Origin of the sequence: Stutzerimonas stutzeri, from assembly GCF_024448895.1 — a bacterium.
GTDB lineage: Bacteria > Pseudomonadota > Gammaproteobacteria > Pseudomonadales > Pseudomonadaceae > Stutzerimonas > Stutzerimonas stutzeri_Q.
Genome location: NZ_JAMOIC010000003.1, coordinates 207,073 through 233,330 on the forward strand (window position 1 = coordinate 207,073; position 26,258 = coordinate 233,330).

23 protein-coding genes are annotated in these 26,258 nt (G+C 59.0%); 16 read left to right on the forward strand and 7 right to left on the reverse strand.

Translation table 11 applies throughout. The features are described from left to right. From NA619_RS05005 to NA619_RS05015, 3 genes are read left to right on the forward strand one after another with little or no spacing between them, the layout of a single operon-like run. Positions 1 to 762 carry a TerC family protein gene (locus NA619_RS05005; protein ID WP_255960580.1) on the forward strand — a complete coding sequence of 254 codons (762 nt, stop codon included), beginning with the start codon at positions 1 to 3 and terminating at the stop codon, positions 760 to 762. Positions 763 to 815: 53 nt separating this feature from the next. After that, positions 816 to 1,448, forward strand: a complete 633-nt coding sequence (locus NA619_RS05010; protein ID WP_255960582.1) for a LysE family transporter — start codon at positions 816 to 818, stop codon at positions 1,446 to 1,448. After that, entirely contained in the window at positions 1,445 to 1,924 is a 480-nt protein-coding gene (locus NA619_RS05015) for a YaiI/YqxD family protein (protein WP_336605443.1), read from the forward strand. The genes NA619_RS05010 and NA619_RS05015 overlap by 4 nt, the downstream gene beginning before the upstream one ends. A 36-nt stretch (positions 1,925 to 1,960) precedes the next feature. Here the strand turns inward: NA619_RS05015 and NA619_RS05020 are convergent, their stop codons facing one another. Further along, positions 1,961 to 2,431 carry a thioesterase family protein gene (locus tag NA619_RS05020; protein ID WP_255960584.1) on the reverse strand — a complete coding sequence of 157 codons (471 nt, stop codon included), beginning with the start codon at positions 2,429 to 2,431 and terminating at the stop codon, positions 1,961 to 1,963. Between the two features lie 147 nt (positions 2,432 to 2,578). Continuing rightward, the gene (gene elbB, locus NA619_RS05025) at positions 2,579 to 3,241 is read right to left on the reverse strand and encodes an isoprenoid biosynthesis glyoxalase ElbB (protein ID WP_255960587.1); all 663 of its coding nucleotides are present in this window, start codon (positions 3,239 to 3,241) and stop codon (positions 2,579 to 2,581) included. Positions 3,242 to 3,552: 311 nt separating this feature from the next. Between elbB and hemB the strand changes: the two genes are divergently transcribed. Together hemB and ppk1 are read left to right on the forward strand one after the other, a co-directional pair. Then, complete coding sequence (gene hemB / locus NA619_RS05030) at positions 3,553 to 4,566, forward strand: porphobilinogen synthase (RefSeq protein ID WP_255960589.1); 1,014 nt, start codon at positions 3,553 to 3,555, stop codon at positions 4,564 to 4,566. Between the two features lie 19 nt (positions 4,567 to 4,585). Then, positions 4,586 to 6,790: a polyphosphate kinase 1 gene (gene ppk1 / locus NA619_RS05035; RefSeq protein ID WP_255960591.1), complete on the forward strand. Its 2,205-nt coding sequence runs from the start codon at positions 4,586 to 4,588 to the stop codon at positions 6,788 to 6,790. A gap of 40 nt (positions 6,791 to 6,830) precedes the next feature. On the opposite strand, the gene ppx is transcribed toward ppk1, so the two are convergent. Next, positions 6,831 to 8,333, reverse strand: a complete 1,503-nt coding sequence (gene ppx, locus NA619_RS05040) for an exopolyphosphatase (protein ID WP_255960593.1) — start codon at positions 8,331 to 8,333, stop codon at positions 6,831 to 6,833. Between the two features lie 210 nt (positions 8,334 to 8,543). Here ppx and trxA point away from each other — a divergent pair, with 210 nt between their 5' ends. The 4 genes from trxA to NA619_RS05060 all read left to right on the forward strand — a co-directional run bounded on the left by trxA (position 8,544) and on the right by NA619_RS05060 (position 12,958). Beyond that, entirely contained in the window at positions 8,544 to 8,870 is a 327-nt protein-coding gene (gene trxA, locus NA619_RS05045; protein WP_122167037.1) for a thioredoxin TrxA, read from the forward strand. Between the two features lie 232 nt (positions 8,871 to 9,102). Beyond that, positions 9,103 to 10,362 (forward strand): transcription termination factor Rho, encoded by a 1,260-nt coding sequence (gene rho / locus NA619_RS05050; RefSeq protein WP_122167035.1) that lies wholly within the window; start codon positions 9,103 to 9,105, stop codon positions 10,360 to 10,362. Between the two features lie 123 nt (positions 10,363 to 10,485). Next, entirely contained in the window at positions 10,486 to 11,952 is a 1,467-nt protein-coding gene (gene ubiD, locus NA619_RS05055; protein ID WP_255960600.1) for a 4-hydroxy-3-polyprenylbenzoate decarboxylase, read from the forward strand. A gap of 34 nt (positions 11,953 to 11,986) precedes the next feature. After that, positions 11,987 to 12,958, forward strand: a complete 972-nt coding sequence (locus NA619_RS05060) for a CDP-6-deoxy-delta-3,4-glucoseen reductase (protein ID WP_255960602.1) — start codon at positions 11,987 to 11,989, stop codon at positions 12,956 to 12,958. A 276-nt stretch (positions 12,959 to 13,234) separates the two neighbouring features. Here the strand turns inward: NA619_RS05060 and NA619_RS05065 are convergent, their stop codons facing one another. The 3 genes from NA619_RS05065 to NA619_RS05075 all read right to left on the reverse strand — a co-directional run bounded on the left by NA619_RS05065 (position 13,235) and on the right by NA619_RS05075 (position 17,973). Next, positions 13,235 to 13,894 carry an SPOR domain-containing protein gene (locus NA619_RS05065; RefSeq protein ID WP_255960604.1) on the reverse strand — a complete coding sequence of 220 codons (660 nt, stop codon included), beginning with the start codon at positions 13,892 to 13,894 and terminating at the stop codon, positions 13,235 to 13,237. After that, positions 13,895 to 15,634 (reverse strand): arginine--tRNA ligase, encoded by a 1,740-nt coding sequence (argS, locus tag NA619_RS05070; protein ID WP_255960606.1) that lies wholly within the window; start codon positions 15,632 to 15,634, stop codon positions 13,895 to 13,897. Positions 15,635 to 15,750: 116 nt separating this feature from the next. After that, entirely contained in the window at positions 15,751 to 17,973 is a 2,223-nt protein-coding gene (locus tag NA619_RS05075; protein ID WP_255960608.1) for a primosomal protein N', read from the reverse strand. Between the two features lie 224 nt (positions 17,974 to 18,197). Here NA619_RS05075 and rpmE point away from each other — a divergent pair, with 224 nt between their 5' ends. From rpmE to NA619_RS05090, 3 genes are all read left to right on the forward strand, one after another. Beyond that, entirely contained in the window at positions 18,198 to 18,410 is a 213-nt protein-coding gene (rpmE, locus tag NA619_RS05080) for a 50S ribosomal protein L31 (protein ID WP_003283472.1), read from the forward strand. A 23-nt stretch (positions 18,411 to 18,433) separates the two neighbouring features. Then, entirely contained in the window at positions 18,434 to 19,225 is a 792-nt protein-coding gene (locus tag NA619_RS05085) for a thermonuclease family protein (protein WP_255960610.1), read from the forward strand. 169 nt (positions 19,226 to 19,394) lie between these two features. Continuing rightward, complete coding sequence (locus tag NA619_RS05090) at positions 19,395 to 20,663, forward strand: malic enzyme-like NAD(P)-binding protein (protein WP_255960612.1); 1,269 nt, start codon at positions 19,395 to 19,397, stop codon at positions 20,661 to 20,663. 181 nt (positions 20,664 to 20,844) lie between these two features. Here the strand turns inward: NA619_RS05090 and NA619_RS05095 are convergent, their stop codons facing one another. Further along, positions 20,845 to 23,292: a penicillin-binding protein 1A gene (locus NA619_RS05095; RefSeq protein WP_255960614.1), complete on the reverse strand. Its 2,448-nt coding sequence runs from the start codon at positions 23,290 to 23,292 to the stop codon at positions 20,845 to 20,847. Positions 23,293 to 23,475: 183 nt separating this feature from the next. Between NA619_RS05095 and NA619_RS05100 the strand changes: the two genes are divergently transcribed. The 4 genes from NA619_RS05100 to pilP are packed head-to-tail and all read left to right on the forward strand — an operon-like array spanning position 23,476 to position 26,256. Beyond that, positions 23,476 to 24,540, forward strand: coding sequence for a type IV pilus assembly protein PilM (locus tag NA619_RS05100; RefSeq protein WP_255960616.1), 1,065 nt, complete (start codon positions 23,476 to 23,478; stop codon positions 24,538 to 24,540). Next, positions 24,540 to 25,112 carry a type 4a pilus biogenesis protein PilN gene (gene pilN / locus NA619_RS05105; RefSeq protein WP_255960618.1) on the forward strand — a complete coding sequence of 191 codons (573 nt, stop codon included), beginning with the start codon at positions 24,540 to 24,542 and terminating at the stop codon, positions 25,110 to 25,112. The genes NA619_RS05100 and pilN overlap by 1 nt, the downstream gene beginning before the upstream one ends. Beyond that, positions 25,109 to 25,732 (forward strand): type 4a pilus biogenesis protein PilO, encoded by a 624-nt coding sequence (pilO, locus tag NA619_RS05110; RefSeq protein WP_255960620.1) that lies wholly within the window; start codon positions 25,109 to 25,111, stop codon positions 25,730 to 25,732. Before pilN ends, pilO begins: the two co-directional genes overlap by 4 nt. Further along, entirely contained in the window at positions 25,729 to 26,256 is a 528-nt protein-coding gene (gene pilP, locus NA619_RS05115) for a type 4a pilus biogenesis lipoprotein PilP (protein ID WP_255960622.1), read from the forward strand. The genes pilO and pilP overlap by 4 nt, the downstream gene beginning before the upstream one ends. Positions 26,257 to 26,258 lie beyond the last annotated feature (2 nt).

Below are 26,258 nucleotides of genomic sequence, written 5' to 3' on the forward strand. Positions count from 1 at the left end.
ATGGAATGGCTTAGCAGCCCCGAAATATGGGTCGCGTTTCTGACCCTGACTGCCCTGGAAATCGTCCTGGGTATCGACAACATCATCTTTATTTCCATTCTGGTCGGCCGCCTTCCGAAGGAGCAGCAGCCCAAAGCGCGTTTCTTTGGATTGGCCCTGGCAATGGGTACGCGGATCCTGTTGTTGCTGTCGATAGCCTGGGTCATGCGCCTGACCAATAACCTGTTTACGGTCTTTGATCATGGCGTGTCCGGACGTGATCTGATCCTATTTTTCGGCGGCCTGTTCCTGCTGTTCAAGAGCACCATGGAGATCTGGCACAGTGTCGAAGGCGAGGAATCGCAGGAGGGTACTACTTCCGGAGCGGTCAAGGCCGGATTCGTGGGCATCATCCTGCAGATCGCAGTGATCGATATCGTGTTCTCCCTGGACTCTGTGATCACGGCAGTTGGCCTGGTGGACAACGTGCAAGTGATGATCGCTGCCATCGTCATTGCCGTCGGCGTCATGATGCTCGCGGCGGGCACCATCAGTGACTTCATCGATAAGCATCCCACGCTGAAGATCCTCGCGCTGTCCTTCCTGATCGTGGTCGGTACGCTGCTGGTGGCTGAAGCATTCGGTGCCCATGTGCCCAAGGGCTACGTGTATTTCGCCATGGTGTTCTCGCTTGGTGTCGAGGCGATCAACATTCGTATGCGCAAGGCGATGAACCGGAAGCTGAAAGAGCCGGTTCAGCTTGGCAAAGACATCCCCGACTGATGACCGTCGCCGTGCTGCGCTGATCGGGCGCGGCGGCCTCTGGAGGATCAAGCATGACGCTCGAAACCTGGCTGGCCTTTCTGGTCGCCTGTTGGATCATCAGCCTGTCGCCGGGTGCGGGGGCCATTGCCTCGATGTCCTGCGGGTTGCAATACGGTTTCTGGCGCGGCTACTGGAATGCGCTCGGGCTGCAAATCGCATTGGCGCTGCAAATCGCCGTCGTGGCGGCGGGCGTCGGTGCAGTGCTGGCGACCTCATCGCTGGCGTTCAGTCTGATCAAGTGGTTCGGTGTCGCCTACCTGCTGTGGCTCGCGCTCAAGCAGTGGCAAGCGATCCCCTCGATGCTCGATGACAGCGCCGCTCCGCGACCTATCGGACGCCCTCTTGCGCTGGTGTTTCGCGGTTTTCTGATCAACGCCAGTAACCCCAAGGCGATCGTTTTCATTCTTGCTGTGCTGCCGCAGTTTCTCGACCCGCAGCGAGATCTGGTTATCCAGTATCTGCACATGGGGGCAACCATGGTTGTGGTCGATTTGATCGTGATGGCCGGCTATACCGGGCTGGCTGCCAAGGTCCTGCGTCTGCTGCGCACGCCGCGCCAACAGCGCTTGGTCAACCGCAGCTTCGCTGTGATGTTTGCTGGCGCGGCAGCATTGCTCGCAACCGTGCGGCGGGCCGTGGTGTGAGTGCTATCGAGCCGTTACGGGTGTGGGTCGATGCCGATGCCTGTCCGAAGGCGGCCAAGGATCAGCTGATCAAATTCGCCCTCAAACGTAAGTTCGAGATCGTGCTTGTCGCCGGACAAAGCCAGATCAAACCGGCCTTCGCCTGCGTCCGTTTGATCGTCGTGCCAAGTGGCCCGGACGCTGCCGATGACTATCTCGTCGAGAACGCTCGGCCGGGGGATTTGGTGATTTGCAGCGATGTCCCGCTGGCTGATCGTCTGGTCAAGAAGGGCGTCGCAGCGCTTGATCCGCGTGGTCGGGAGTTCGACGAGCGCAACATGGGTGACCGGTTGGCGGTGCGCAATCTATTCACTGATCTGCGAGAACAGGGACAGGCTAGCGGGGGGCAAGGAGCTTATGGCGACCGCGACCGGCAAGCGTTCGCCAATGCGCTGGATCGGATATTGACGCAACTGGCGCGAGCGCGGGGTCGCTAGCAGGGTCATAGGGCCCGGCGTCTTCGTATCCAGCCGTCAACCGCAAAGGTAGGTGCCGGTGCCTACTGCGATCAGCACCTCCTCTTCGTTATGCAACTCAGAACGCACCACTGCCACCTTGTTCCCGGAGCGCAACAGCGTTGCACTGGCGCTAAAGCGACTGCCGCGTCCCGGGCGGAGGTAATCGACGCGCAGATCGATGGTGCCGAGCCGCGATAAACGAACGGCTCGCTCTTCGGTCGTCAGGTGCTGATGTTTCTCGAAGGCTCCTATCATCGCCATGGCACCACCCACTACGTCCAGTAGTGACGCGATCACGCCGCCGTGCAGGATGCCGTGAAAGAAATTTCCGATCAGCTCGTGCTTCATCGGCAGATGCATCACTACGCGCTGCCGAGAGACTTCGTCCAGTTCGATTCCCAAGTATTCATTGAAGGGGATGCGCTCGAATAGTTGGCGCACGGCTTGTTGTTGTTCTTCTATCGTTTCGATTCGAGGCGGCGTCATGAGGCGGCTTCCTAGCAGATCGGCTCAAACTGCAGGATTGTGGCCGTATTGGCCAGCCGGTCGGCCGGAGCGTCGGTAGGATTGGCTATATAGCCACACACTGCTCCGAAATCCCGGGCCAAGCCCGGGATTCATGAGAGGTGGTGACTATTTGTTGGTCAGTTCAAGAACCCGGTCGACCAGCTTGTAGATGCCCGAAGCTGCATCGCTGATCGATTGAGCCAGCATGTATGCCGGCGTCGTCACCAGCTTGTTCTTTGAATCCTCGATGATCTCCGTCACTTCGCAGGCCTGGTGTTCGACGCCCATCTCTCTGGAGGCTGCTGCGGCCGGGTCATCGTCGCTGCCCAGAGTACAGACGACGCCTGGGCCGAATATCTGAGCAGCCATGGTTGGTGCGATGCACATCATGCCCACCGGCTTGCCGGAGCTTGCAAAGGCCTGCGCCAGTTCCAAGACCGCGGGCAGGATCTTGCAGCCAGCGCCCTGCGTGGCGAAGTCAGACAGGTTTTTCGCGGCGCCGAACCCACCGGGCATGATCAGGGCGTCGAAATCTTCTGCGCGGGCTTCGCTCAGGTCCTTGATCTCGCCACGAGCCAGCCGAGCCGACTCCACCAGGACGTTACGACTTTCGGGCATCTCCTCCCCTGTGAGGTGGTTGATCACGTGCATTTGAGCAATGTTCGGTGCGAAGCACTGAACCGTAGCGCCACGTTGGTCAAGCCGCAGCAGGGTGATCACGCTTTCGTAGATCTCCGAGCCGTCGTAGACGCCACAGCCCGAGAGAATGACGGCGACTTTTCTATTCATAGGGGTACTCCTGATCGATGAACGGCCCGACGACCTCGGGCGATGGCTTTGGATACTGGTGCGTGGTGAGCGTACCGCTGATCACCACCTGTACATTGGAGGCTTGGTGGCGCCCGACGTTCGCTTTGCCAAGGCTCTAGGTGGTGCACTCAGGGCATCGGCGATCACTCGATTAAAGCACTGGCCGCGACCGCCATGGGTGGCGACAATGTATGCGGTTACCTGTCGGCTCGACTGTTTCTGTCATCATTCAGTCACGAAGTCGGCTTATAAACGTCATATTCGCCCGTGCTACGGGCCAGGAGTTCGCTGTGAGTTTCGTCCCTGCCAATCGTCTGTTCCCGGGTACTCGGCTGCGCCGTAATCGCCGTGACGATTTTTCCCGCCGGCTGGTTCGTGAAAACCTGCTGAGTGTGGACGATCTGATTCTGCCGGTATTTGTCCTCGATGGCGAAAATCGCCGCGAGCAAGTCCCGTCGATGCCAAGGGTGGAGCGGCTGTCCATCGATTTGCTGCTCGAAGAGGCGGCTGAACTCGTGGCATTGGGGATTCCGGCATTGGCGCTGTTTCCGGTCACGCCATTGGAAAAGAAATCGCTCGACGCAGCCGAAGCGTGGAATCCCGATGGCATCGCTCAGCGCGCCACCCGTGCACTGCGAGAGCGCTTCCCCGAGCTCGGCGTCATCACGGATGTCGCGCTGGATCCATTCACCACGCACGGGCAGGACGGCATCCTCGACGAGCAGGGCTATGTACAGAACGACGTCACAGTCGATGCATTGGTCAGGCAGGCGCTATCCCATGCCGAGGCAGGCGCTCAGGTAGTCGCCCCTTCGGACATGATGGACGGACGAATTCAGGCGATTCGCGAAGCGCTCGAGGTAGCCGATTACCCTAACGTACGGATCATGGCGTACTCGGCTAAATATGCCAGTGCCTACTATGGCCCGTTCCGCGATGCCGTCGGCTCGGCTGCAAACCTGGGCAAAGGCAGCAAGAACACTTACCAGATGGACCCCGCAAACGGCGACGAAGCGCTTCACGAGGTTGGCGCAGATCTGGCTGAAGGCGCAGACATGGTCATGGTCAAGCCCGGCATGCCCTATCTCGACATCCTTTGGCGAGTCAAAGATGCCTTTCGCGTGCCGACGTTCGTCTATCAGGTCAGTGGTGAATATGCGATGCACATGGCCGCCATACAAAACGGCTGGCTAAGCGATGCAGTGATTCTCGAATCGCTGACCGCCTTCAAACGTGCGGGCGCCGATGGCATCCTCACCTATTTCGCCAAGCAGGCGGCACAGCAATTAAAACAGGGCCGATGAGCCCGCCCGAGGCAGATCGATGACCAATCAGGGACTCAGCGAAAACGAATTGCAGTTGGCCACCGTCGAGGAGCAACCCCTCGAGGAGGTGGTGCAGACGGCCCCAGAACTCGAAAAAGTCGAGGATGTACCAGTGCCTGCGGTGATTCCGCCGAACCTGGACGACAACAGCCTGTACATCCATCGCGAGCTCTCTCAGCTGCAATTCAATATCCGCGTGCTGGAACAGGCGCTGGACGAGTCCTACCCGCTGCTGGAGCGGCTCAAGTTTTTGCTGATCTTCTCCAGCAACCTCGACGAGTTCTTCGAGATTCGCGTTGCGGGCTTGAAGAAGCAGGTCACCTTCGCCCGCGAACAGGCGGGGGCCGACGGTTTGCAGCCGCATCAGGCGCTGGCGCGCATTTCCGAATTGGTTCATGACCAGGTCAATCGGCAGTACTCGATTCTTAACGAGGTGTTGCTGCCGGAGCTGGCCAAGCATCAGGTGCGCTTCATCCGGCGTCGGCATTGGACGACCAAGATCAAGACCTGGGTGCGCCGTTATTTTCGCGATGAGATCGCGCCAATCATCACGCCCATCGGGCTGGACCCCACCCATCCGTTCCCATTGCTGGTCAACAAAAGCCTGAACTTCATCGTGGAGCTTGAGGGTATCGACGCCTTTGGGCGCGATTCCGGACTGGCGATCATCCCGGCGCCGCGATTGTTGCCGCGGGTGATCCGTGTACCTGAAGAGGTTGGCGGGGTCGGCGCGAACCACGTGTTCCTGTCATCGATGATTCATGCTCATGCCGACGACCTGTTCCATGGCATGAAGGTAAAAGGGTGTTATCAGTTCCGTCTGACGCGTAACGCGGACCTTTCTGTGGACACGGAAGACGTCGAGGATCTGGCCCGTGCGTTGCGCGGCGAGCTGATCTCACGGCGCTATGGCGATGCGGTACGGCTGGAGGTGGTCGATACCTGCCCGAAGCATCTTGCAGATTTCCTGCTCAAGCAGTTCAGCCTGAGCGAGAGCGAACTGTATCGGGTCAACGGTCCGGTCAACCTGACCCGGCTGTTCAGTATCACAGGGCTGGATAGCCACCCGGAGTTGCAATACACCCCGTTCACGCCGGCCATCCCCAAGCTCCTGCAGAACAGCGAGAACATCTTCAACGTCGTCGGCCGGCAGGACATCCTGTTGCTGCATCCCTACGAATCGTTCACTCCAGTGGTGGATCTGCTGCGCGAAGCGGCCAAAGATCCCTGTGTGCTCGCGGTAAAGCAGACCCTGTATCGATCAGGCGCCAATTCCGAGATTGTCGATGCACTGGTGGAAGCGGCACGTAACGGTAAGGAGGTCACGGCCGTCATCGAGCTGCGCGCGCGCTTCGACGAGGAATCCAACCTGCAGTTGGCCAGTCGCCTGCAGCAGGCCGGTGCCGTAGTGATCTACGGTGTGGTCGGCTACAAGACGCACGCCAAGATGATGCTAATCCTGCGTCGCGAAAACGGTGAGCTGAGGCGTTACGCTCATCTGGGTACCGGCAACTACCACGCCGGAAATGCACGTCTCTACACCGATTACAGCCTGCTGACTTCGGATGACGCGCTTTGTGAGGACGTTTCGAAGCTGTTCAGCCAGCTGATCGGCATGGGTAAAACCATGCGCATGAAGAAACTGTTGCACGCGCCGTTCACGCTGAAAAAGGCGCTGCTGGACATGATCACTCAGGAAACCCAGCACGCCAGCGAGGGCAAGCCGGCGCATATCATTCTCAAGGTCAACTCGCTGACCGACGCGAAAATGATTCGTGCCCTTTACAAGGCCAGCCAGACCGGCGTGCGCATCGATCTCATCGTCCGCGGCATGTGCTGCCTGCGCCCCGGCATTCTTGGGGTTTCGCACAACATCCAGGTGCGCTCTATCATTGGGCGCTTCCTTGAGCACAGCCGGGTGTTCTATTTCCTCAATGGCGGCGACGAGAAACTCTACCTTTCCAGCGCAGACTGGATGGAGCGTAACCTCGACCGTCGCGTCGAGACCTGCTTCCCGGTAGAAGGCAAGAAGCTGATAACCAGGGTGAAGAAGGAGCTGGAAGGCTTCCTGACGGACAACACCCAGAGCTGGGTGCTGCAACCCGACGGTAGCTATTTGCGTAACAGTCCCAGCGGCAACCAGAACGCACGGAACGTACAGAACACCTTGCTCGAACGCTTGGGCAGCGCAGCGGCGCGCTAGAAACTTCCTGCTGGGAGGCCTGGGCTGGCAGGCGGGCCAATCAGCGTACTATCAGCGCAAAGTCGATTCGCTTGAGCCAATCGGCTTCCAATGCGAAATCGGCCTGGGTCAACGGATTCTGCTCCAGCCAGCCGTCGGGAAACGCCACATCAAGGGCGTTGTCGCTGGCTTCGAGCTTGCACGCGGGCGCCTGCTGCGGCCCACGAATATGGTGGAACAGGATGGCAAAGCGAAGCAGCACGCAAAGCCGTGTCAGCTTGACGCCGTCCTCGCTCATTTCCTCGAACTTCTGCTTGGGTATGTTACGACGGTGCCCGCGGACCAGCAGAGCCAGCATTTGTTGATCCTGACGGGAGAAGCCGGGCAGGTCGGAATGCTCGATCAGGTAGGCGCCGTGTTTGTGGTAGTGATAGTGCGCGATGTCCAGGCCGACTTCATGGATGCGAGCGGCCCAGCTCAGCAGCTCGCGATGCCAGTCCTCGTCCAGCCCCCAGTCCGCTGCAACCTGATCGAAGGCCTCTAGGGCCTTGCTCTCGACACGCGACGCTTGCTCGGTATCGACATGGTAGCGCTCCATGAGAAAGCTCAGGGTGCGGTCGCGGATGTCTTCCTGATGATGGCGGCCGATGAGGTCGTAGAGTACGCCCTCGCGTAACGCGCCCTCCGAGTGCGCCATGCTGGTCAATTCCAGCGCATCGAATATGGCTTCGATGATCGCCAATCCGGCTGGGAAGATACCCTTGCGGTCTGGTTTGATGCCGTCCATGTCCAGCTTATCGACATCGCCGAGCTTGAACAGCTTGCGTTTCAGCCAGCCGATGCCTTCGGCGGTGACTTCGCCATTGCCCAGCCCGGCACCCTTGATAGCCAGTCCGACGGCACGAATGGTGCCGGAAGCGCCTACTGCGTCCTGCCAGCCGAGCCGACGCAATCCGTGTTCGATGCTCATCAATTCCAATCGCGCAGCGGTGTATGCCTGTGCGTAACGGGCGGGGGTGACCTTGCCGTCTCGAAAGAATCGCTGCGTAAAGCTTACGCAACCCATCTGCAGACTCTCACGCAATAGCGAGTCGAAGCCTTCGCCAATGATGAATTCGGTGCTGCCGCCACCTATATCGACGACCAGCCGCTTGCCAGCCGATGCCGGGAAAGTATGCGAGACACCCAGGTAAATCAGTCGCGCTTCCTCGCGGCCCGAAATCACTTCCACCTGGTGATTGATGATCGTCTCGGCCTGCCGAATGAACTGTGCACGGTTGCGGGCTTCCCGCAGGGCATTGGTGCCCACCACACGTACAGCGCCCTGTGGCAGGTGATTGACCAGTTGCGCGAAACGACGCAGGCAGTCCAGGCCGCGCTGCATGGCGGCTTCGTCGAGCTGACGATTTTCATCTATGCCGGCTGCGAGCTGGACCTTTTCGCCAAGCCGTTCGAGGATGCGCATCTCACCGTTGCTGGTCCGAGCAAGGACCATGTGGAAACTGTTCGAGCCAAGATCGAGTGCAGCGATCATCGGCGAGGGTTCGACGGCTAGTGGGCGCATGGGGCGGTCTCTGTGCAAAACCCCGACATCCTGACATGATCGCCTTCATACGCCAACGCGCAGCGCTGCTTCGCCGCAGCGAGACGTATCGCTCCAGTGCCCCGTTCCATAGTTATTGCCTATTACCCAAGCGACAGACTGCGACTTTCGATCCCTCCCAAGCCGGGCTATGATGGCGGCACTTCCGATTTTGACCCTGGAGAAAATTCCATGAGCGAATACATCAACAATGTCAGCGACAGCAGTTTCGAGCAGGACGTGCTCCAGGCCGACGGCCCTGTGCTGGTCGACTACTGGGCTGAGTGGTGTGGCCCGTGCAAGATGATCGCTCCGGTCCTCGACGAGATCGCCAAGGAATACGAAGGCAGGCTCAAGGTCTGCAAATTGAACATCGATGAGAATCAGGAAACGCCACCAAAATACGGCGTCCGCGGTATCCCGACGCTGATGCTGTTCAAGAACGGCAATGTCGAGGCCACCAAGGTCGGCGCCTTGTCGAAGTCGCAGCTGGCGGCGTTTCTGGACAGCAACATCTGATCCGATTCGGCTGTTTATGAAAGCCCTCGCAAAATGCGGGGGCTTTTTTATAACTGCAGGGTGGACGCTTCGCCTGCACGGTGCTAAATTCGGCCTCGCGACGCTTCTTCCGTCGCCCCCTGCATGCCGTCGCCGACGCACTTCAGCCTCATAAAGCACAACGAACCTGTTCGTCTCTTGCTGCGCGGCTTCTCAAGCTAATCGCTTTCTTCATCCCTTCTGATCTCTCTCTATGAATCTGACCGAACTTAAGCAAAAGCCCATCACCGAACTGCTGGAAATGGCCGAACAGATGGGCATCGACAACATGGCCCGTTCGCGCAAGCAGGACGTGATTTTCTCTCTGCTGAAAAAGCACGCTAAGAGCGGTGAGGAAATCTCCGGTGATGGCGTGCTGGAGATTCTGCAGGATGGCTTTGGCTTCCTGCGCTCCGCGGATTCGTCCTATCTCGCCGGCCCTGACGACATTTATGTCTCGCCGAGCCAGATTCGCCGCTTCAACCTGCGTACTGGCGACACCATCGTCGGAAAAATCCGCCCGCCGAAAGAAGGCGAGCGCTACTTCGCGTTGCTCAAGGTCGATACGATCAACTTCGATCGCCCGGAAAACGCCAAGAACAAGATTCTCTTCGAGAACCTGACCCCATTGTTCGCCAACAAGCGGCTGACGATGGAAGCTGGTAACGGCTCCACCGAAGACCTCACCGGTCGCGTAATCGACCTCTGTGCTCCGATCGGCAAGGGCCAGCGCGGCCTCATCGTCGCACCGCCGAAAGCGGGCAAGACGATCATGCTGCAGAACATCGCCAGCAACATCACGCGTAATAATCCTGAATGCCACCTGATCGTGCTCCTGATCGACGAGCGTCCGGAAGAAGTGACCGAGATGCAGCGCACCGTTCGCGGTGAAGTGGTTGCTTCGACCTTCGACGAGCCGCCGACCCGCCACGTGCAGGTTGCGGAGATGGTGATCGAGAAGGCAAAGCGCCTGGTCGAACACAAGAAAGACGTGGTCATCCTGCTCGATTCCATTACCCGTCTGGCGCGCGCCTACAACACAGTGATTCCGAGCTCTGGCAAAGTACTGACCGGTGGTGTCGATGCCCATGCCCTTGAGAAGCCTAAGCGCTTCTTCGGCGCTGCACGGAATATCGAGGAAGGTGGCAGCCTGACTATCATCGCCACCGCGCTGGTCGAAACCGGCTCGAAGATGGACGAGGTGATCTACGAGGAATTCAAGGGCACCGGCAACCTCGAGTTGCAGCTCGATCGTCGCATCGCCGAGAAGCGGGTGTTCCCAGCGATCAACATCAACCGTTCGGGTACTCGCCGTGAAGAGCTGCTGACCAGCGAGGAAGAGCTTCAGCGGATCTGGATTCTGCGCAAGCTACTGCATCCAATGGATGAGAGTGCGGCCATCGAGTTCCTGCTGGACAAGCTCAAAGACACCAAGACCAACGACGAATTCTTCATGTCCATGAAGCGCAAGTAAGCGTCTGGTTCGTTGCACCGAGGCCGGGGAAACCCGGCCTTTGTCTGTCTGCAGGTTTTGGAATCGCCAGCGTCAAGGCTAAACTCTGCGACCCAATCCTGCCGGCCCACACGAGGCTCAAGCATGCAGTATCGTGACCTTCGCGACTTTATCAGCGGTCTGGAAAAGCGCGGCGAACTCAAACGCGTCTCGACCGCCGTTTCCCCTGTTCTCGAGATGACTGAGATTTGCGACCGCACCTTGCGCAAGCAGGGGCCAGCGTTGCTCTTCGAGAACCCGGCCGGATTCGACATGCCAGTGCTCGGTAATCTGTTCGGCACTCCGAAGCGGGTCGCGCTTGGGATGGGGGCTGAAGAAGTCTCTGAGTTGCGCGAGATAGGTAAATTGCTCGCTTTCCTCAAGGAGCCCGAGCCGCCCAAAGGGCTGAAAGACGCCTGGAGCAAGCTGCCGATCTATAAGAAGGTCATCAGCATGGCACCTAAAGTGCTGAAGGATGCGGCCTGCCAGGAAATGGTTATCGAAGGCGACGATGTCGACCTGTCGACGTTGCCAGTCCAGACCTGCTGGCCAGGTGATGCGGGCCCATTGATTACCTGGGGGCTGACGATCACCAAAGGCCCTAACAAGGAGCGGCAGAACCTCGGCATCTACCGCCAGCAGGTGATTGGTCGCAACAAGGTGATTATGCGCTGGCTCAGCCATCGTGGTGGTGCGCTGGATTTTCGGGAGTGGTGCGAGAAGTACCCCGGTCGTCCTTATCCGGTTGCAGTTGCCTTGGGGGCGGATCCGGCCACCATCCTCGGTGCGGTGACGCCAGTGCCGGACTCGCTCTCTGAATACGCTTTCGCTGGCCTGCTGCGAGGCAGTCGAACCGAGCTGGTCAAATGCCGAGGGAGTGATCTGCAGGTGCCAGCAGGTGCCGAGATAGTGCTCGAAGGGCATATCCAGCCGGGCGAGATGGCTGACGAGGGGCCTTATGGCGATCACACGGGTTATTACAACGAGGTCGATCGCTTTCCGGTGTTCACTGTAGATCGCATCACCCGGCGCCGGGATGCGATCTATCACAGTACCTATACGGGACGTCCGCCGGACGAGCCGGCGATTCTGGGCGTGGCGCTCAATGAAGTCTTCGTGCCGATTCTGCAGAAGCAGTTTCCCGAGATCACCGATTTCTATCTGCCCCCGGAAGGTTGTTCCTACCGAATGGCTGTAGTGACTATGAAGAAGCAGTATCCCGGCCACGCCAAGCGGGTGATGCTGGGTGTCTGGAGCTTTCTGCGTCAGTTCATGTACACCAAATTCGTTATCGTCACCGATGACGATATCAACGCGCGTGACTGGAATGATGTGATCTGGGCGATCACGACGCGCATGGATCCCAAGCGCGATACGGTTCTGATCGAGAACACCCCCATCGACTATCTCGACTTCGCTTCGCCGGTTTCTGGCCTCGGAAGCAAGATGGGGCTCGATGCAACTCATAAATGGCCGGGTGAAACCACCCGTGAATGGGGCCGTGCCATCGTTCAGGACGAGGCGGTCAAGCGTCGTGTCGACGAACTCTGGGCCGAGCTGGGTATCGACTGATGATACGTAATCGCAATTTCAGGTTTTGAATCAGATGAAAGTTACGCTGCAACCCTCTGGCGCGGTGCTCGAAGTCGAGCGTGGCGAGCTGATTCTCGACGCGGCACGGCGCCTGGGCTATGACTGCCCGCAGGCGTGCCGCAACGGCAACTGCCTGATCTGTGCTGCTCTGCTCGTTAACGGGCGGGTTCGCCAACGCGGCGAGAGTCACGATCACGGCGAAGTTTTTGCGTGTCTGGCGCAGCCTGAAGAAGACTGTGTGCTGCTCTGGGATGGTGTTCTGGCACCGGGGGAGCTGCCGGTGCGTACGCTCAGCTGCCAGCTGATCGGCTGCGAAGAGGTTGGAGGCGACGTTTTTCGCCTGCTGCTCAGGGCGCCAGCGGGCAAGTTGCCGCGCTATCACGCCGGGCAATACCTGTTGCTTGAGCGAGCGGATGGAGAATTCAGTGCTTTCTCGCTGGCGTCGGCCCCCGGCCGTGGTCGCGAGCTGGAGCTTCATGTGCTCGCGCGTGAGCCATCGGCCATCGAACTGCTGAAGTTCATCAGGAACAAGGGGATGGCGACGGTTCAGATGCCGTTCGGCGACACGCACCTTGCCGAGCTACCGGATGGCCCTTTGGTGCTTATCGCGGCGGGAACCGGCATGGCTCAGATGCACAGCCTCATCGAATACTGCCGGGCCGAGGGCTTTGCGCACCCGGTACACCTTTACTGGGGTGTCAGACGTCCAGAAGATTTCTATCAGCTCCCCCACTGGGCGGAGTGGCAGCGTATGCCGAATCTCTACTTGCATCAGGTGGTCAGTGACGTTTGCGGCTGGCAGGGGCGTTGCGGCCTGCTGCACGAGGCGGTGTGCGAGGACATCGCGGATCTGAAGCCGGTGCATGTCTACGCAAGCGGATCTCCAGCCATGATCTACGGCACGCTGGACGCGCTTGTCGAGGCGGGGATGGATGCGACCCAGATGCGTGCGGACGTATTCGCCTATGCGCCACGGCGGGGTTGAGGTGGGCTGATTTTCCGTGCTGTATCAGGCAAGATATTCAGTTTGTCGGCACGTGTAGCCTGCCTTGTCCTGTTGGCTGACGGCTGGCATTCAGGCAAATCGTTTCGTTGCCAAGAATAGGTCTGGATGGGCAGAGCGCCCCACAGAGCCTGTTGGCTTCTGGGTGTCGATCACTAGGTTGGTTGCGCTAGCCGACTGAGCTTCGAGCGGGCGGGGCTCGTCAGGCGTTAGCGCTGCGGTGCCAGCTTCGGAAGGCACCGCGCTCGTTGTTTTCAGCTACCGCACCTGGCGCTGTTGCAGCAGGAGATTGCTGTAGCCACTGGCCGCTAGCGCTTTCTGTGCCTGGGCCAGCTGGTCACGATTTGCATACGGGCCTACCAGTACTCGATACCAGTCTTCGTCACGCACCGTGACGCTCTCTACCCGAACATCCTGACCCAGCAGGATGATCTGTGCGCGGACCTTCTCGGCTTCGGGTTTCTTGCGGAAGGAGCCGGCTTGCAGAAAGAACTGAGTCACCGGCGCCTTGGCTACCGTCGGGGGTGGCGGCGGAACCTGGCCATTCAGTGCAGCCTCAGCCCGCGCGGCGTCGATCTTGGCGGCCTCTTCGGGAGTGACCGGCTTGGGCGGCTCTGGCTTTGGCGCTTCGGGCGGCAGGATTACTTCCGACTCTGGCAGCAGCGTGTAGAAGTCGTACTTGGGCTTCACCGGTTGACCCGTGGCAGGCGCCGAGCGCTTAGGCTGCTCCTTGGGCTTCGCCGTGTCCTTGGCGCGCTTGATCTCATCGCCGCCAGGTTCGAGGCTCATCAGGAACATGATGAACCCTCCAATGACCAGGCCGCATACCAGCCACACCCAACCAGGAATCGGCTTGCGGGCTGGCGCCTGATAGCGGCTCGCGCCACGCTTGGGTGCGGGTTTCTTCTTGGCTGCCACTTACATCCGCTCCAGGGTTTCCAGGCCAAGCAGCTCAAGGCCCTGCTTGAGCGTCCTTCCAGTCAGGGCGGCAAGGCGCAGACGACTCTGTTTCACGGTTTCGCTTTCGGCAGTGAGAATCGGGCAGTGCTCATAGAAGCTGGAGAACAGCCCTGCCAGATCGTACAGATAGCTGCACAGAAGATGTGGAACGCCTTTCTCCCCCACACCGTTGAGCACTTCGGAGAATTGAGCCAGCTTCGCGCCCAGCGCCTGTTCCTGTTCTGCGTCCAGATGAATCTCACCGGCCAGCTCATCCATGGAAGTGCCCAGCTTGCGGAACACGCTGGCGACACGGGTATAGGCATACAGCAGATAGGGCGCGGTATTGCCTTCGAAGCTGAGCATCTGCTCGAAATTGAAGCTGTAATCGCTGGTGCGGTGCTTGGACAGGTCAGCATATTTCACAGCGCCGATGCCTACTGCGCGCGCGATCTGCCGCAGCTCTGTGTCATCCAGTTCGGGGTTCTTGCCCTTGACCAGGCTATAGGCGCGCTGTTCGGCTTCGTCGAGCAGGTCGACCAGTTTCACCGTCCCGCCGTCACGAGTTTTGAATGGGCGTCCGTCCGCTCCGTTCATGGTGCCAAAGCCCATGTGCTCAAGTTGCATCTCGGGATCGACGAAGCCAGCCCGGCGCGCAACTTCGAATGCCATCTGGAAATGTAGCGCTTGGCGCTGGTCGACGAAATACAGTGCACGATCTGCTTTCAGTTGCTGGCTACGGTAGCGCATCGATGCCAGATCGGTGGTCGCATACAAATAGCCGCCGCCGGCTTTCTGGACGATCACCGGAAGGGGATTGCCCTCAGCGTTCTTGAACTCATCGAGAAAGACGCAATGGGCGCCATTGCTCTCGCTCAGCAGGCCCTTTACGTTGAGCGACTCGACGATATCGGCGAGGTCGGCGTTATAGGCGCTTTCGCCCTTGACGTCGGCGGGTGTCAGCTTGACGTTGAGACGGTCATAAACCTTCTGGCAGTGGGAGAGCGAGACCTCGTTGAACTGCTTCCACAGGCGCAGGCAGTCAGCGTCCCCTGCTTGCAGCTTCACCACCAGTTCGCGCGCACGCTCGGCGAACTCCGTGGATTCGTCAAAGCGCTGTTTCGCCGCACGATAGAACTGCTCAAGATCGGACAGCTCGGTTTCGGCGGCTGCCGGGTTTTCCTCGAGAAAGGCCAGCAGCATGCCGAACTGGGTACCCCAGTCGCCTACGTGGTTCTGGCGGATAACATCGTCACCAAGAAACTCCAGTACCCGCGCGACAGCGTCGCCGATGATGGTCGAGCGGAGATGGCCAACATGCATTTCTTTCGCGAGATTCGGCGAGGACAAGTCGACGACCACGCGTTGAGCGGCGCCGGTCTTGCTGACGCTGAGCTGCGGATCGGCCAGGGCTACATCAAGCCGCTGGGCGAGCGCTGCGCTGTTCTGGAAAAAATTGAGGAAGCCGGGGCCCGCGATCTCCACCTTGCTGACGGATGCATCGCTTGGGAGGGCGTCGATAAGCTTTTGCGCCAGATCCCGCGGCTTCATACCGGCCGGTTTGGCCAGCATCATGGCGATGTTGCTGGCGAAGTCGCCGTGAGTCTTGTCGCGAGTGTTCTCCACCTGGATCGTCGGGCTCAACCCCTCGGGCAGCACCCCTTCAGCGGTAAGGCGGGCCAGGGCTTGCTGAATCAGGTGGCGAATACTGTCTTTCATCGTGTGCTCTGCGGCCCGGAGGCTTTGGTCGAAAACTGGGCATTATCGGGGCGCAGGGGGCGAACCTTCAAGGCTTAAGGCGTCTAGTTGCCGGTTGCGCTTGTATTTGCTCTTTCTCAGAACAAGTCGATCGGGTCCACATCCAGCGACCAGCGCACCGTGCGGCTGCCCGGAAGTGCTTCTACGAGCGGAATCCACGTGCTCATCAACTTGTGTAGCGGTGCTCTTGCGTTGCCCTGCAGTAGTAGTTGGGCCCGGAAGCGCCCCGCGCGTCGCTCCATGGGCGCCGGTACCGGGCCAAGTAGCTCAACGCCCGTGATGCTCAGCTGCGTGATCAGTTGCTCGGCCTGGCTGCACGCCTGGTCGAGGAATTCTTCTGCCTGCCCAGGCTTCTGCGCTTCAGCGCGCAGCAGCGCAAGGTGGCTGAATGGCGGTAGCCCGGCGGCGCGGCGTTCGCTCAGGGCCTGGTCGGCAAAGGCGAAATAGCCTTGTTCGGTGAGCTGAACCAGCAGCGGATGATCAGCCAGATGCGTTTGGATGATTACTTTTCCGGGCTCCTCAGCGCGTCCTGCCCGTCCGGCGACTTGTACGATCAATTGCGCCATGCGCTCGCTAGCACGAAAGTCTGCAGAGAACAGCCCACCATCGGCGTCGAGAATGGCGACCAGTGTGACCCGGGGGAAGTGGTGTCCCTTGGCAAGCATCTGGGTGCCCACCAGCAGGCAAGGCTCGCCGCGGTTGATAGTTGTCAGCAGCTGCTCCATCGAACCCTTGCGGGAGGTGCTGTCGCGGTCGATGCGCAGTACCGGGAACTCCGGGAATATCGTGGTCAGTCGTTCTTCTGCACGTTCGGTACCCGCCCCCACGGGCCGCAGATCGAGTTTATTGCAGTCCGGGCAGCTGTGCGGAGGACGTTCGACGTGCCCACAATGATGGCAGCGCAGCTCGTTGTGGCGTTGGTGCAAGGTCATTCTGGCGTCGCAGCGCGGACACTGGCTGATCCATCCGCAATCGTGACAGAGCAGCGATGGGGCGAAGCCGCGGCGGTTCAGGAACACCAATACCTGCTGCCCGGCAGCGAGTGTCTGGGTCATGGCCTGCTGCAGGGGGCCTGAGATACCCGAGTCCAGCGGGCGGCTCTTGACGTCCAGACGCAAGAAGCGCGGTGCCTGGGCGCCGCCGGCTCGCTGGGTCAGTTTCAGCAATGCATAGCGGCCACTGTGGGCGTTCTGCAGGCTTTCCAGAGAGGGTGTGGCAGACCCGAGCAGAATCGGAAGGTTTTCCTGGCGCGCTCTGACAACCGCAAGATCGCGGGCGTGATAACGCAGGCCCTCCTGCTGCTTATATGAGGCGTCATGCTCCTCGTCGAGGATGATCAGTCCCGGATTCTTCATCGGGGTAAACAACGCCGACCGCGTTCCGATGATGATGTCCGCTTCGCCGTCCCGCGCAGCCAGCCATGCATCCAGGCGCTCGCGATCGTTGACGTTCGAATGCAGCAGGGCGATGCGTGCGTTGAAGCGCTTTTCGAAGCGCGCCAGCGTTTGCGGTCCGAGGTTGATCTCAGGGATCAGCACCAAGGCCTGTTTGCCAGCCTCGAGCACCTGATGAATCAGCTGCAGATAGACTTCCGTCTTCCCGCTCCCGGTAACGCCAGCGAGCAGGAACGTCTGGAATCCGTCCAGTCCGGCGCGGATGGCCTCGAAAGCTGCACGTTGTTCCGGGTTGAGCGAAAGCTCCGGCTGAAGGAGCCAGCTGCCTTGATGCTGCCGCGCCTCATGGCTGCGCCGGGTCTCGACTCGCAGCAGGCCTTTCTGCAGCAGCTGGTCGAGGCTGTCCTTGTTGAGTTGCAACTGAGTCAGCAACGAATGCGCCACGCCGTGTGGGTGCTGAGCGATGGTCTTCAGCGCCTCGCGCTGGCGTGGGGCGCGGCTCAATCGCGGATCCTCCGGGCGCGCTTCGCTGGCCGCGTGCCAGAAACGTTCCTGCCTCGCTTCGGCGGGCTCGCCTTGGCGCAGCAGAACCGGCAGTGCCCAGCTGAGTGTGTCGCCCAGGCTGTGTTGATAATACTGGGCAGTCCACAGGCAAAGTTTGAACAGCGGCGGAGGGAGCGGTGGCTGCGCATCGAGCAGTTCCAGCGCTGGCTTGAGCTTCGCCTCCGGCACCTCGCTGGTGCTGACGACCTCAATCAGTACGCCAACGATCTCGCGTCGACCGAACGGCACTCGCAGGCGCATGCCCGGCCGCAACGATGCATGCGGCACGCCGGCGGGAGGCAGGTAGTCGAAAAGCCTGCGCAGCGGCGAGGGCAGGGCGAGGCGAAGTATGGGTTGGGGCACGCGATAGTCCTTGGCGGCGAGCGGCGATCTTAAACTATCCAGCGAGGCAACAGGCCTGGCGACGTCCGCGGCTGCCAACCAACGTCGGCTTGGGTACAGCCAGGCGGTATTTGATGGCGACCGGCTGCCCTTGCATCGCTAACCGGCTCTGGTATTATTCGCGCCCTTCCGTGCGGTACTCGACATAGGGTCGGGTGGCGGCACAAGTCCTAGAGGATTTTTCCATGAAAGCCGATATCCATCCTAACTACGTTGAAATCGAAGCCACTTGCAGCTGCGGCAACGTCATCAAGACGCGCTCCACGCTGGCCAAGAACCTGAGCATCGATGTTTGCTCTGAGTGCCACCCGTTCTACACCGGCAAGCAGAAAGTGCTGGATACCGGCGGCCGTATCGACCGCTTCAAGCAGCGTTTCGGTGTGTTCGGCGCCAAGTAAGCTGTCGCCGCGACGGGAACCCCATGCGGTTTTCCGAGCATCTGAAGAAGGCGTCCCTTGTGGGCGCCTTTTTCGTTTCTGTTCTTCTCAGTCTGCCGGCCCAAGCGCTTTGCCCAATCAGTGGTGCACTGACGCGTGTAAAGGTTGCAAGGGTCATTGATGGCGATACGCTGCGCCTGGCCGACGGGCGCAGTGTTCGTCTCATTGGCTTGAATGCGCCAGAGGTCGCGCGCCAAGGGCGACGTGCAGAACCCTTTGCTGATGCCTCCCGGCTAAAGCTCAAAGCACTGATCAGCGCCAATAGCTGGCAGGTTGGACTGCGTCCTGGGCTGCAGGCGAAAGACCACTACGGTCGCGTTCTGGCTCATGCCTTTGACGATGACGGCAGAAATCTCGAAGCGCTACTTCTGGCCGAAGGCCTCGGGTACTTCGTCGCCATCGCGCCAAACACTAAGTTGGTCGGCTGCCATAGGAAATTGGAGCGCGAGGCGCGCGCGGAAGGCCTTGGCGTCTGGCGCCAATCCCCGGTCGTCCCCGCGAATAAGCTGCACAGTGGAGGATTTGCCGTGCTCAATGGGCGGGTGGAGCGCGTTGAGTCGAACCGCGGCGGTACCTGGTTGGAGTTGGATGGATCTGCGGTTTTGCAGGTTCCTCATAAGGTCGCTCACAAGTTCGAGCCGTTGAAGGATCTCGCCGGCAAGGAGATTGAGGCGAGGGGTTGGGTGATCGATCGCAAGGGTCGCGCGGATTTGTCGCGGCAGGCGCGTTGGTTGCTGAAGATCAGTGATCCCTCGATGCTCATCGTGCAACCGTGACCCGTCCCGCAAGGGTTTGGCTGAGATGGCGTGTTGTTGCAACGCTATGCGCTTAAAGTCGTAGAGTCAGCACTTGACAGTCAGCTTTTCCCCTCGGCTTGTGACGACGATCGGTCTTGGCGTATGCTCGGCCCCCTGTCTGTCCCAGTAAAATAAGCGGAAATGCCACATGACTGACCTGAAAACCGCCGCTCTCGACTATCACTCCCAGCCCCGTCCGGGAAAGCTGAGCGTCGAGCTGACCAAGCCCACTTCCACCGCTCGCGACCTGTCGTTGGCCTACAGCCCTGGCGTAGCGGAGCCGGTCCGGGAAATCGCTCGCGATCCCGAACTGGCGTACCGGTACACCGGTAAGGGCAATCTGGTTGCAGTAATTTCCGATGGCACCGCAATTCTGGGTCTCGGCAATCTCGGCCCGCTGGCTTCGAAGCCGGTGATGGAAGGCAAGGGTGTCCTTTTCAAGCGCTTCGCCGGTGTCGACGTATTCGATATCGAAGTCGATGCGGAGAGCCCGCAAGCCTTCATCGACACGGTCAAGCGCATTTCCATCACCTTTGGTGGAATCAATCTGGAAGATATCAAGGCGCCCGAGTGTTTCGAGATCGAGCGCGCGCTCATCGAGCAATGCGATATTCCGGTGTTCCACGACGACCAGCACGGCACAGCCATCGTGACTGCGGCGGGCATGCTGAATGCTTTGGAAATCGCTGGGAAAACCCTGGAGCAGGCCAGGATCGTCTGCCTCGGCGCTGGCGCTGCCGCGACCTCCTGCATGAAATTGCTGGTCAGCATGGGTGCCAAGATTGAGAACATCTTCATGATCGACCGCAAGGGCGTTATTCATGCCGGTCGGGACGATCTCAATCAGTACAAGGCGGTATTTGCGCATGAGACCGACAAGCGCACACTTGATGATGCGCTCGACGGGGCTGACGTGTTTGTCGGGCTATCCGGCGCAAATCTGCTGAGCGCCGAAGGTCTGAAGCGTATGGCGGCGAATCCGGTAGTCTTCGCCTGCTCCAACCCCGATCCGGAGATCAGCCCAGAGCTGGCGCATGCAACCCGTTCCGATGTGATCATGGCGACTGGCCGTTCGGACTACCCGAACCAGGTCAACAACGTGCTCGGCTTCCCGTTCATCTTCCGTGGCGCTTTGGATGTGCGGGCCAAGCGCATCAACGAAGAAATGAAAATTGCCGCGGCTGAGGCGCTGCGTGAGCTCGCTAAACTGCCCGTGCCGGCAGAAGTGGCGGCTGCGTATGGCGTCGATAATCTGGAATTTGGACGTGAGTACATCATCCCGAAGCCAATGGATCCCCGCCTGATTACGCTGGTTTCCGATGCGGTGGCCAAGGCTGCGATCGAAAGCGGTGTAGCGACGCTGCCGTACCCTTCCAATTACCCGCTGAAGTCGGTCGACGACGTTTTCAACGGATGACTGATTAGCTCGCCCGGCACCGGGCGGAAGCTCCAGACGACAAACCCCAGCCTTGGCTGGGGTTTTTTATGGAAGCAGTTCGTGGGATGAGTATCAGGTATACGTCTTCCCGCTGCGCCATGCCCTGGGACACCAAGGCGCTTCACGATAGTAGCCGACGTTAGACCTGGGGGCTCATCGCTTAAAAAAGGTCCATCGGTGCCGCTTCGGACTCTGGTAGTGGGCTGTCGGGCAGCACGGAACCCGGCGTCATCTCTCCGTCCATCCCAGGAGGCGAATCCTCGCTTCGGAATATCTCGAAGTAGGCATCAGGCGTACCCGGTGCGGCCGCTCGGCCGCTCTTGGGATCTATACGCAGCGTAAGAATACCTTCGGGTTCAGCTGGTGCATGCTCGGGCGCTCCGTCTAATACCGCGCTCATGTAATGCATCCAGATAGGAAGCGCGACGGTTCCGCCGTACTCCCGCCGGCCCAGGCTCTGGGGTTGATCGAATCCAGCCCAGACCGTCGTCACGATGTCGGCGTTGTACCCGGAGAACCAGCTGTCCTTGGACTCGTTCGTCGTGCCTGTCTTCCCGGCCAGATCACCCCGACCCATGGACAGCGCTTTTCTGCCTGTCCCCCGCTTGATAACGTCTTGCAGCATGCTGGTCATGATGTAAGCGGTTCGGTCATCGATGATCTGCTCGGCGTGCTTGCGCTCAGTGACTGCATCGGAGCCATCATCGAGCGTCGTGTCATTCTGTGCGTAACTGACTGCAGCAGTCCCGTCTTCTGCCTGGCTAGCTGCACTCGCTGGGGTTCGCTCTGGTACTCGAGCTGGATTGGCTGTGAATATCACCTTGCCGTCCCGGTCCTCGATACGCTCAACCAGGTAAGGTTCTATCTTGTAGCCGCCGTTAGCGAATGCCGTCCAGCCGGTGGCGATTTCCATGGGCGTGAGGGTTGCTGTGCCTAGCGCCAGCGACAAGTTCGGTGGCAAGTCCTCAGACTTGAATCCGAAGCGTTTGACATAGTCGAGCGTGTGTGGGATTCCGAGGGTCTGCAGCAAGCGGATCGAAACCAGGTTGCGTGATTTGTACAACGCCTCGCGCAGGCGAATCGGGCCTAAAAACGTGTTGTTATCGTTTTTCGGGCGCCAGATCCGGTCTTGGCCTTGTTCGATGAAGACGATGGGCGAGTCGTTGACTAGCGTTGCGGGTGTATAGCCGGCATCCAGAGCTGCGCTATATATGAATGGCTTGAAACTGGAACCAGGTTGCCGTTTCGCCTGGATGGCGCGGTTGTAGTTACTTTGCCCGAACGAAAACCCGCCGCTCAGTGCTTCGATCGAGCCGTCAAGCGGGTCAAGGGACACCAGCGCTCCCTGCGCCTGAGGTACCTGGGCGAAGCGTACATCTTCGTCGGTGATACGGACACGTATCACGTCACCGGATTCGACTACATCCGACGGCGCTTTAGGTTGAGGCCCCAGGCTGTTCGTATTGATGTGCGGGCGAGCCCACTTCATGCTTTCCCAACTAACGCTGTGCTCGCTGCCGTCTCGAAGCAGGACCTTGATTGAATCGTTGGCAACTTCACTAACGATGGCGGGCATCAAGTCGCCTTGTCCACGGTAGTTTCCAAGTGCCTTCAGCCAAGCTTCGCGATCATTGTTTTCCATTCGCCCTTCGGCGCCCCGGTAGCCGTGCCGTTGGTCATACTCCATTAGGCCAAGCGAAAGCGCTCGGTTGGCGGCGACCTGACGCTCGAGGGTTACAGTGGTGTAGACCCGGAACCCATCGGTGTACGCTGCGCTGCCGAAGCGGCCGACCATTTCGGCACGTGCCATCTCTGCGATGTAAGGCGCATCGAGTTCCGGAGATGAGCCGTGATAGGACGCGTCGACGGCTTCGGCCAGCCCTTGCTGATAGCGCGACTCGTCAATCTTGCCAAGGCGATACATGCGCCCGAGGATCCAGTCGCGCCGCTCCTTGGCGCGTTGCGGATTGGCCAGTGGATTGAACGCCGAGGGTGCTTTCGGCAATCCCGCGATCATCGCCATTTGCGCAAGATTCAAATCGCGTATGGATTTGCCGTAATAGACGTGTGCGGCTGCCTCGATACCGTAGGCGCGGTTGCCCAGATAAATCTTGTTGACGTACAGCTCTAGAATCTCGTTCTTGCTCAGTTCTCTCTCGATCTGAAGCGCGAGAAGGATTTCGTTGATCTTGCGGGAAAAGCTTCGCTCGCTGGTGAGGAAGTAATTCTTTGCGACCTGCATGGTGATGGTGCTGCCGCCGGTCTGAATGTGCCCGCTTTTCAATATTTGCGTGGCAGCACGCATCAGGCTGGAAACATCGACGCCATAATGATTCGCGAAGTTGTCGTCCTCGGCTGCCAGTAACGCAGCGATGAAATCCTCGGGTATTTCATCGAAGCTGATCGGGTTCCGGCGCATTTCGCCGTACTCGGCAATGAGCTTGTCATCGTTGCTGTATATGCGCAGTGGAATCTGAAGCTGAATGCTGCGCAGCGAATCCACCGATGGCAGGTTGGGGCTTAGATAGAGATAGGCCCCACTGAGACTGAGCGCAAGTCCGCAGAAAATAGTCAGGCACGACCACAAAAAAAACTTCAGAAAACGCATCGGGGTTCGTTATATCCAGGGTGGGAAATGAGGTTGACGCGGCAGACGATGCTGAAAGGAAAAACGGTTCACATTATAAGCGGTTTTTTTGCTGGGGAGCCATTTGCGCTTCTGTCAAGGCTGTTATCTAATGCGGACATACATAATTAATCCGTAAGTAGCGGATAAAGAAGGAATTCGGCCGTGCTAGGGCTCTTCACTAAGAAAGCGAACACGCTGCTTGGGATCGACATTAGTTCGACGTCCGTCAAGCTACTCGAATTAAGCCGTTCAGGCTCCCGGTATCGGGTTGAATCCTATGCGGTCGAGCCGCTTCCGGCTAATGCCGTGGTGGAAAAGAATATTGCGGAGCTGGAGGGCGTTGGCCAGGCTCTGACTCGGTTGCTAGCCAAGGCGAAAACGGGCGTGAAGTCAGCTGCCGTAGCGGTATCCGGTTCGGCCGTAATCACTAAAAGCATCGAGATGGATGGCGGGCTCAGTGACGACGAGCTTGAAAACCAGCTCAAGATCGAAGCGGACCAGTACATTCCTTATCCGCTCGAGGAGGTCGCGATCGACTTCGAAGTGCAGGGTGAAGCTGCTCGCGCCCCGGGCCGGGTCGAGGTGCTGCTGGCGGCGTGCCGTAAGGAAAACGTCGAGATCCGAGAGGCAGCGCTCGCCTTGGCAGGGCTAACAGCAAAAGTCGTCGATGTGGAAGCTTATGCCCTTGAGCGCTCATACGGGTTGCTAGCGCCGCAGTTGGGTGCTGGCCATGACGAGCTGACCGTCGCGCTAGTCGATATCGGGGCAACCATGACCACGCTGAGTGTTCTGCACAACGGTCGCACCATATATACGCGCGAACAGTTGTTCGGGGGTCGCCAGCTGACAGAAGAGATTCAGCGCCGGTACGGCTTATCCATGGAAGAAGCCGGCCTTGCTAAAAAGCAGGGAGGCCTCCCAGATGACTACGACAGCGAAGTGTTGCAGCCGTTCAAAGAGGCAGTCGTTCAGCAGGTTTCTCGTTCCCTGCAATTCTTCTTCGCGGCCGGTCAGTTCCACGATGTCGATTACATTCTGCTGGCTGGTGGTACAGCGTCAATTCCAGGGTTGGATCGCCTTATTCAGCAGAAAATCGGAACTCAGACCCTAGTGGCCAACCCATTTGCCGATATGGCTCTAAGCAGCAAAGTCAATGCTGGTGCGCTTGCCAGTGATGCGCCGTCCCTCATGATTGCCTGTGGGTTGGCCTTGAGGAGTTTCGATTAATGGCGCGGATCAACCTATTACCCTGGCGCGAGCAGTTAAGAGAAGAGCGTAAGCAGCGTTTTCTCGTATCGCTTGCAGGTGTGGCGGTCGTGGCGGTAGGGCTGTTGTTTTTCGCAGACCAGTACTTCACTCATGCGATCGAGCGTCAAAACGCACGTAATGATTTCATTCGAAAGGAAATCGCTGTTCTCGATGCGCGGATCGTTGAGATCAAGGAATTGAGAGAGCGTCGGCAGCAATTGCTGGAACGGATGAAGATCATTCAAGACCTGCAGGGCAACCGACCAATCATCGGGCGGATTTTCGACCAGTTGGTGCGGACGCTCCCTGATGGTGTGTATTTCACAGAGCTGAAAATGACTGGCAAAAACATCGCAATTATTGGCGGTGCTGAATCCAATAACCGGGTTTCGAACCTCATGCGTAATCTGGACGGGTCGGAGTGGCTTGATGCGCCAAACCTGAACGAGGTTAAGGCGGTGACTGCTGGCGCGATTGATCAGGAGAACGTTTTTCAGCTGACCGTGCAGCAGACGCAACCGGTTGTTGCCACCGAGGGAGATAAGCCATGAGTTTGGCAAGCTCGATGGAGAGCCTCCGTAGCATCGATTTGTCCGATCTGGACATGAACAACCTTGGCTCATGGCCGGCAGCGGTGAAAGTCGTTGCGGGCATGCTGTTAATGGCTCTCTTGCTCGGGGGGGGATACTACTTTTATCTCAGCGACCTGCAGGCAAGTCTTGACCAGCAGGCGGCCGAGGAAGCCAGCCTGAAGCAGCAATTCTCGTCCAAGGCATTTCAGGCTGCGAACCTCGAGTCGTACAAGGCGCAGATGGTTGAAATGGAAGCATCCTTTGGCGCGCTGCTGCGTCAGTTACCCAGCGACACCGAGGTGCCTGGTCTGCTCGAAGACATCACACGTACCGGTTTAGGGAGCGGGCTAGAGTTCGAGGAAATCAAGCTGCAGCCGGAAGTAACCCAGCAGTTCTATATCGAGCTGCCGATACAGATCAAGGTTGTGGGTGCATATCACGACCTGGCGACCTTCGTGAGCGGTGTATCGAGTCTGCCGCGAATCGTGACATTGCATGATTTCGAAATAAAGCCGCAGAGCAAGGACTCCTCGTCCAAGCTTCACATGAACATCCTGGCCAAGACCTATCGCTACAACGACAAGGGACTGCAGAAATGAAAAGAGCCCGACTCGTTACGCTTGGCCTAGGCTTGGCGGTTCTTTCAGGGTGCGGCGGAAGTGCTGATTTCGACGATCTGCGCGCTTACATGGATGAGGTCCGAGCCAAGCCGAAGGGTTCAATCGAGCCGCTTCCGGCATTTCTACCTTACGAGGCTTTTACCTATAGCGCTGCGTCGCTGCGCCATCCGTTTCAGCCGCCGATGAAGATAGATCTGACTCAGCGACAAAAAGGTTCGAAAGATATTCGTCCTGACGAGGCTCGCATCAAACAGTTCCTCGAAGAATTCAATATAGAGAATTTCGTCATGGTCGGGACATTGACCAATGGCGCTGGCAAATACGCCTTGATCAAAGGTGGCGATGGGGTTCACCGAGTGAAGATCGGTGACTATCTGGGGCGCAACCACGGCCGAATCGTTGAAATCAGCGAGGCCGAGGTGGATGTGCTTGAAATCGTTCCGGACGGAGAGGGTGGGTGGCTTGAGCGCCCGCGCAGCCTGACCTTGAAAGAGCGCTCTTGAGT

Bases quoted from the DNA above. Each gene is read 5' to 3' on its own strand.
- rho (WP_122167035.1), top strand. From the start codon at position 9,103: ATGAATCTGACCGAACTTAAGCAAAAGCCCATCACCGAACTGCTGGAA.
- NA619_RS05090 (WP_255960612.1), top strand. From the start codon at position 19,395: ATGACTGACCTGAAAACCGCCGCTCTCGACTATCACTCCCAGCCCCGT.
- NA619_RS05010 (WP_255960582.1), top strand. From the start codon at position 816: ATGACGCTCGAAACCTGGCTGGCCTTTCTGGTCGCCTGTTGGATCATC.
- elbB (WP_255960587.1), bottom strand. From the start codon at position 3,241: ATGAATAGAAAAGTCGCCGTCATTCTCTCGGGCTGTGGCGTCTACGAC.
- NA619_RS05005 (WP_255960580.1), top strand. From the start codon at position 1: ATGGAATGGCTTAGCAGCCCCGAAATATGGGTCGCGTTTCTGACCCTG.
- NA619_RS05095 (WP_255960614.1), bottom strand. From the start codon at position 23,292: ATGCGTTTTCTGAAGTTTTTTTTGTGGTCGTGCCTGACTATTTTCTGC.
- NA619_RS05060 (WP_255960602.1), top strand. From the start codon at position 11,987: ATGAAAGTTACGCTGCAACCCTCTGGCGCGGTGCTCGAAGTCGAGCGT.
- ppk1 (WP_255960591.1), top strand. From the start codon at position 4,586: ATGACCAATCAGGGACTCAGCGAAAACGAATTGCAGTTGGCCACCGTC.
- rpmE (WP_003283472.1), top strand. From the start codon at position 18,198: ATGAAAGCCGATATCCATCCTAACTACGTTGAAATCGAAGCCACTTGC.
- pilP (WP_255960622.1), top strand. From the start codon at position 25,729: ATGAAAAGAGCCCGACTCGTTACGCTTGGCCTAGGCTTGGCGGTTCTT.
- trxA (WP_122167037.1), top strand. From the start codon at position 8,544: ATGAGCGAATACATCAACAATGTCAGCGACAGCAGTTTCGAGCAGGAC.
- NA619_RS05020 (WP_255960584.1), bottom strand. From the start codon at position 2,431: ATGACGCCGCCTCGAATCGAAACGATAGAAGAACAACAACAAGCCGTG.
- ubiD (WP_255960600.1), top strand. From the start codon at position 10,486: ATGCAGTATCGTGACCTTCGCGACTTTATCAGCGGTCTGGAAAAGCGC.
- pilN (WP_255960618.1), top strand. From the start codon at position 24,540: ATGGCGCGGATCAACCTATTACCCTGGCGCGAGCAGTTAAGAGAAGAG.
- argS (WP_255960606.1), bottom strand. From the start codon at position 15,634: ATGAAAGACAGTATTCGCCACCTGATTCAGCAAGCCCTGGCCCGCCTT.
- ppx (WP_255960593.1), bottom strand. From the start codon at position 8,333: ATGCGCCCACTAGCCGTCGAACCCTCGCCGATGATCGCTGCACTCGAT.
- pilO (WP_255960620.1), top strand. From the start codon at position 25,109: ATGAGTTTGGCAAGCTCGATGGAGAGCCTCCGTAGCATCGATTTGTCC.
- NA619_RS05085 (WP_255960610.1), top strand. From the start codon at position 18,434: ATGCGGTTTTCCGAGCATCTGAAGAAGGCGTCCCTTGTGGGCGCCTTT.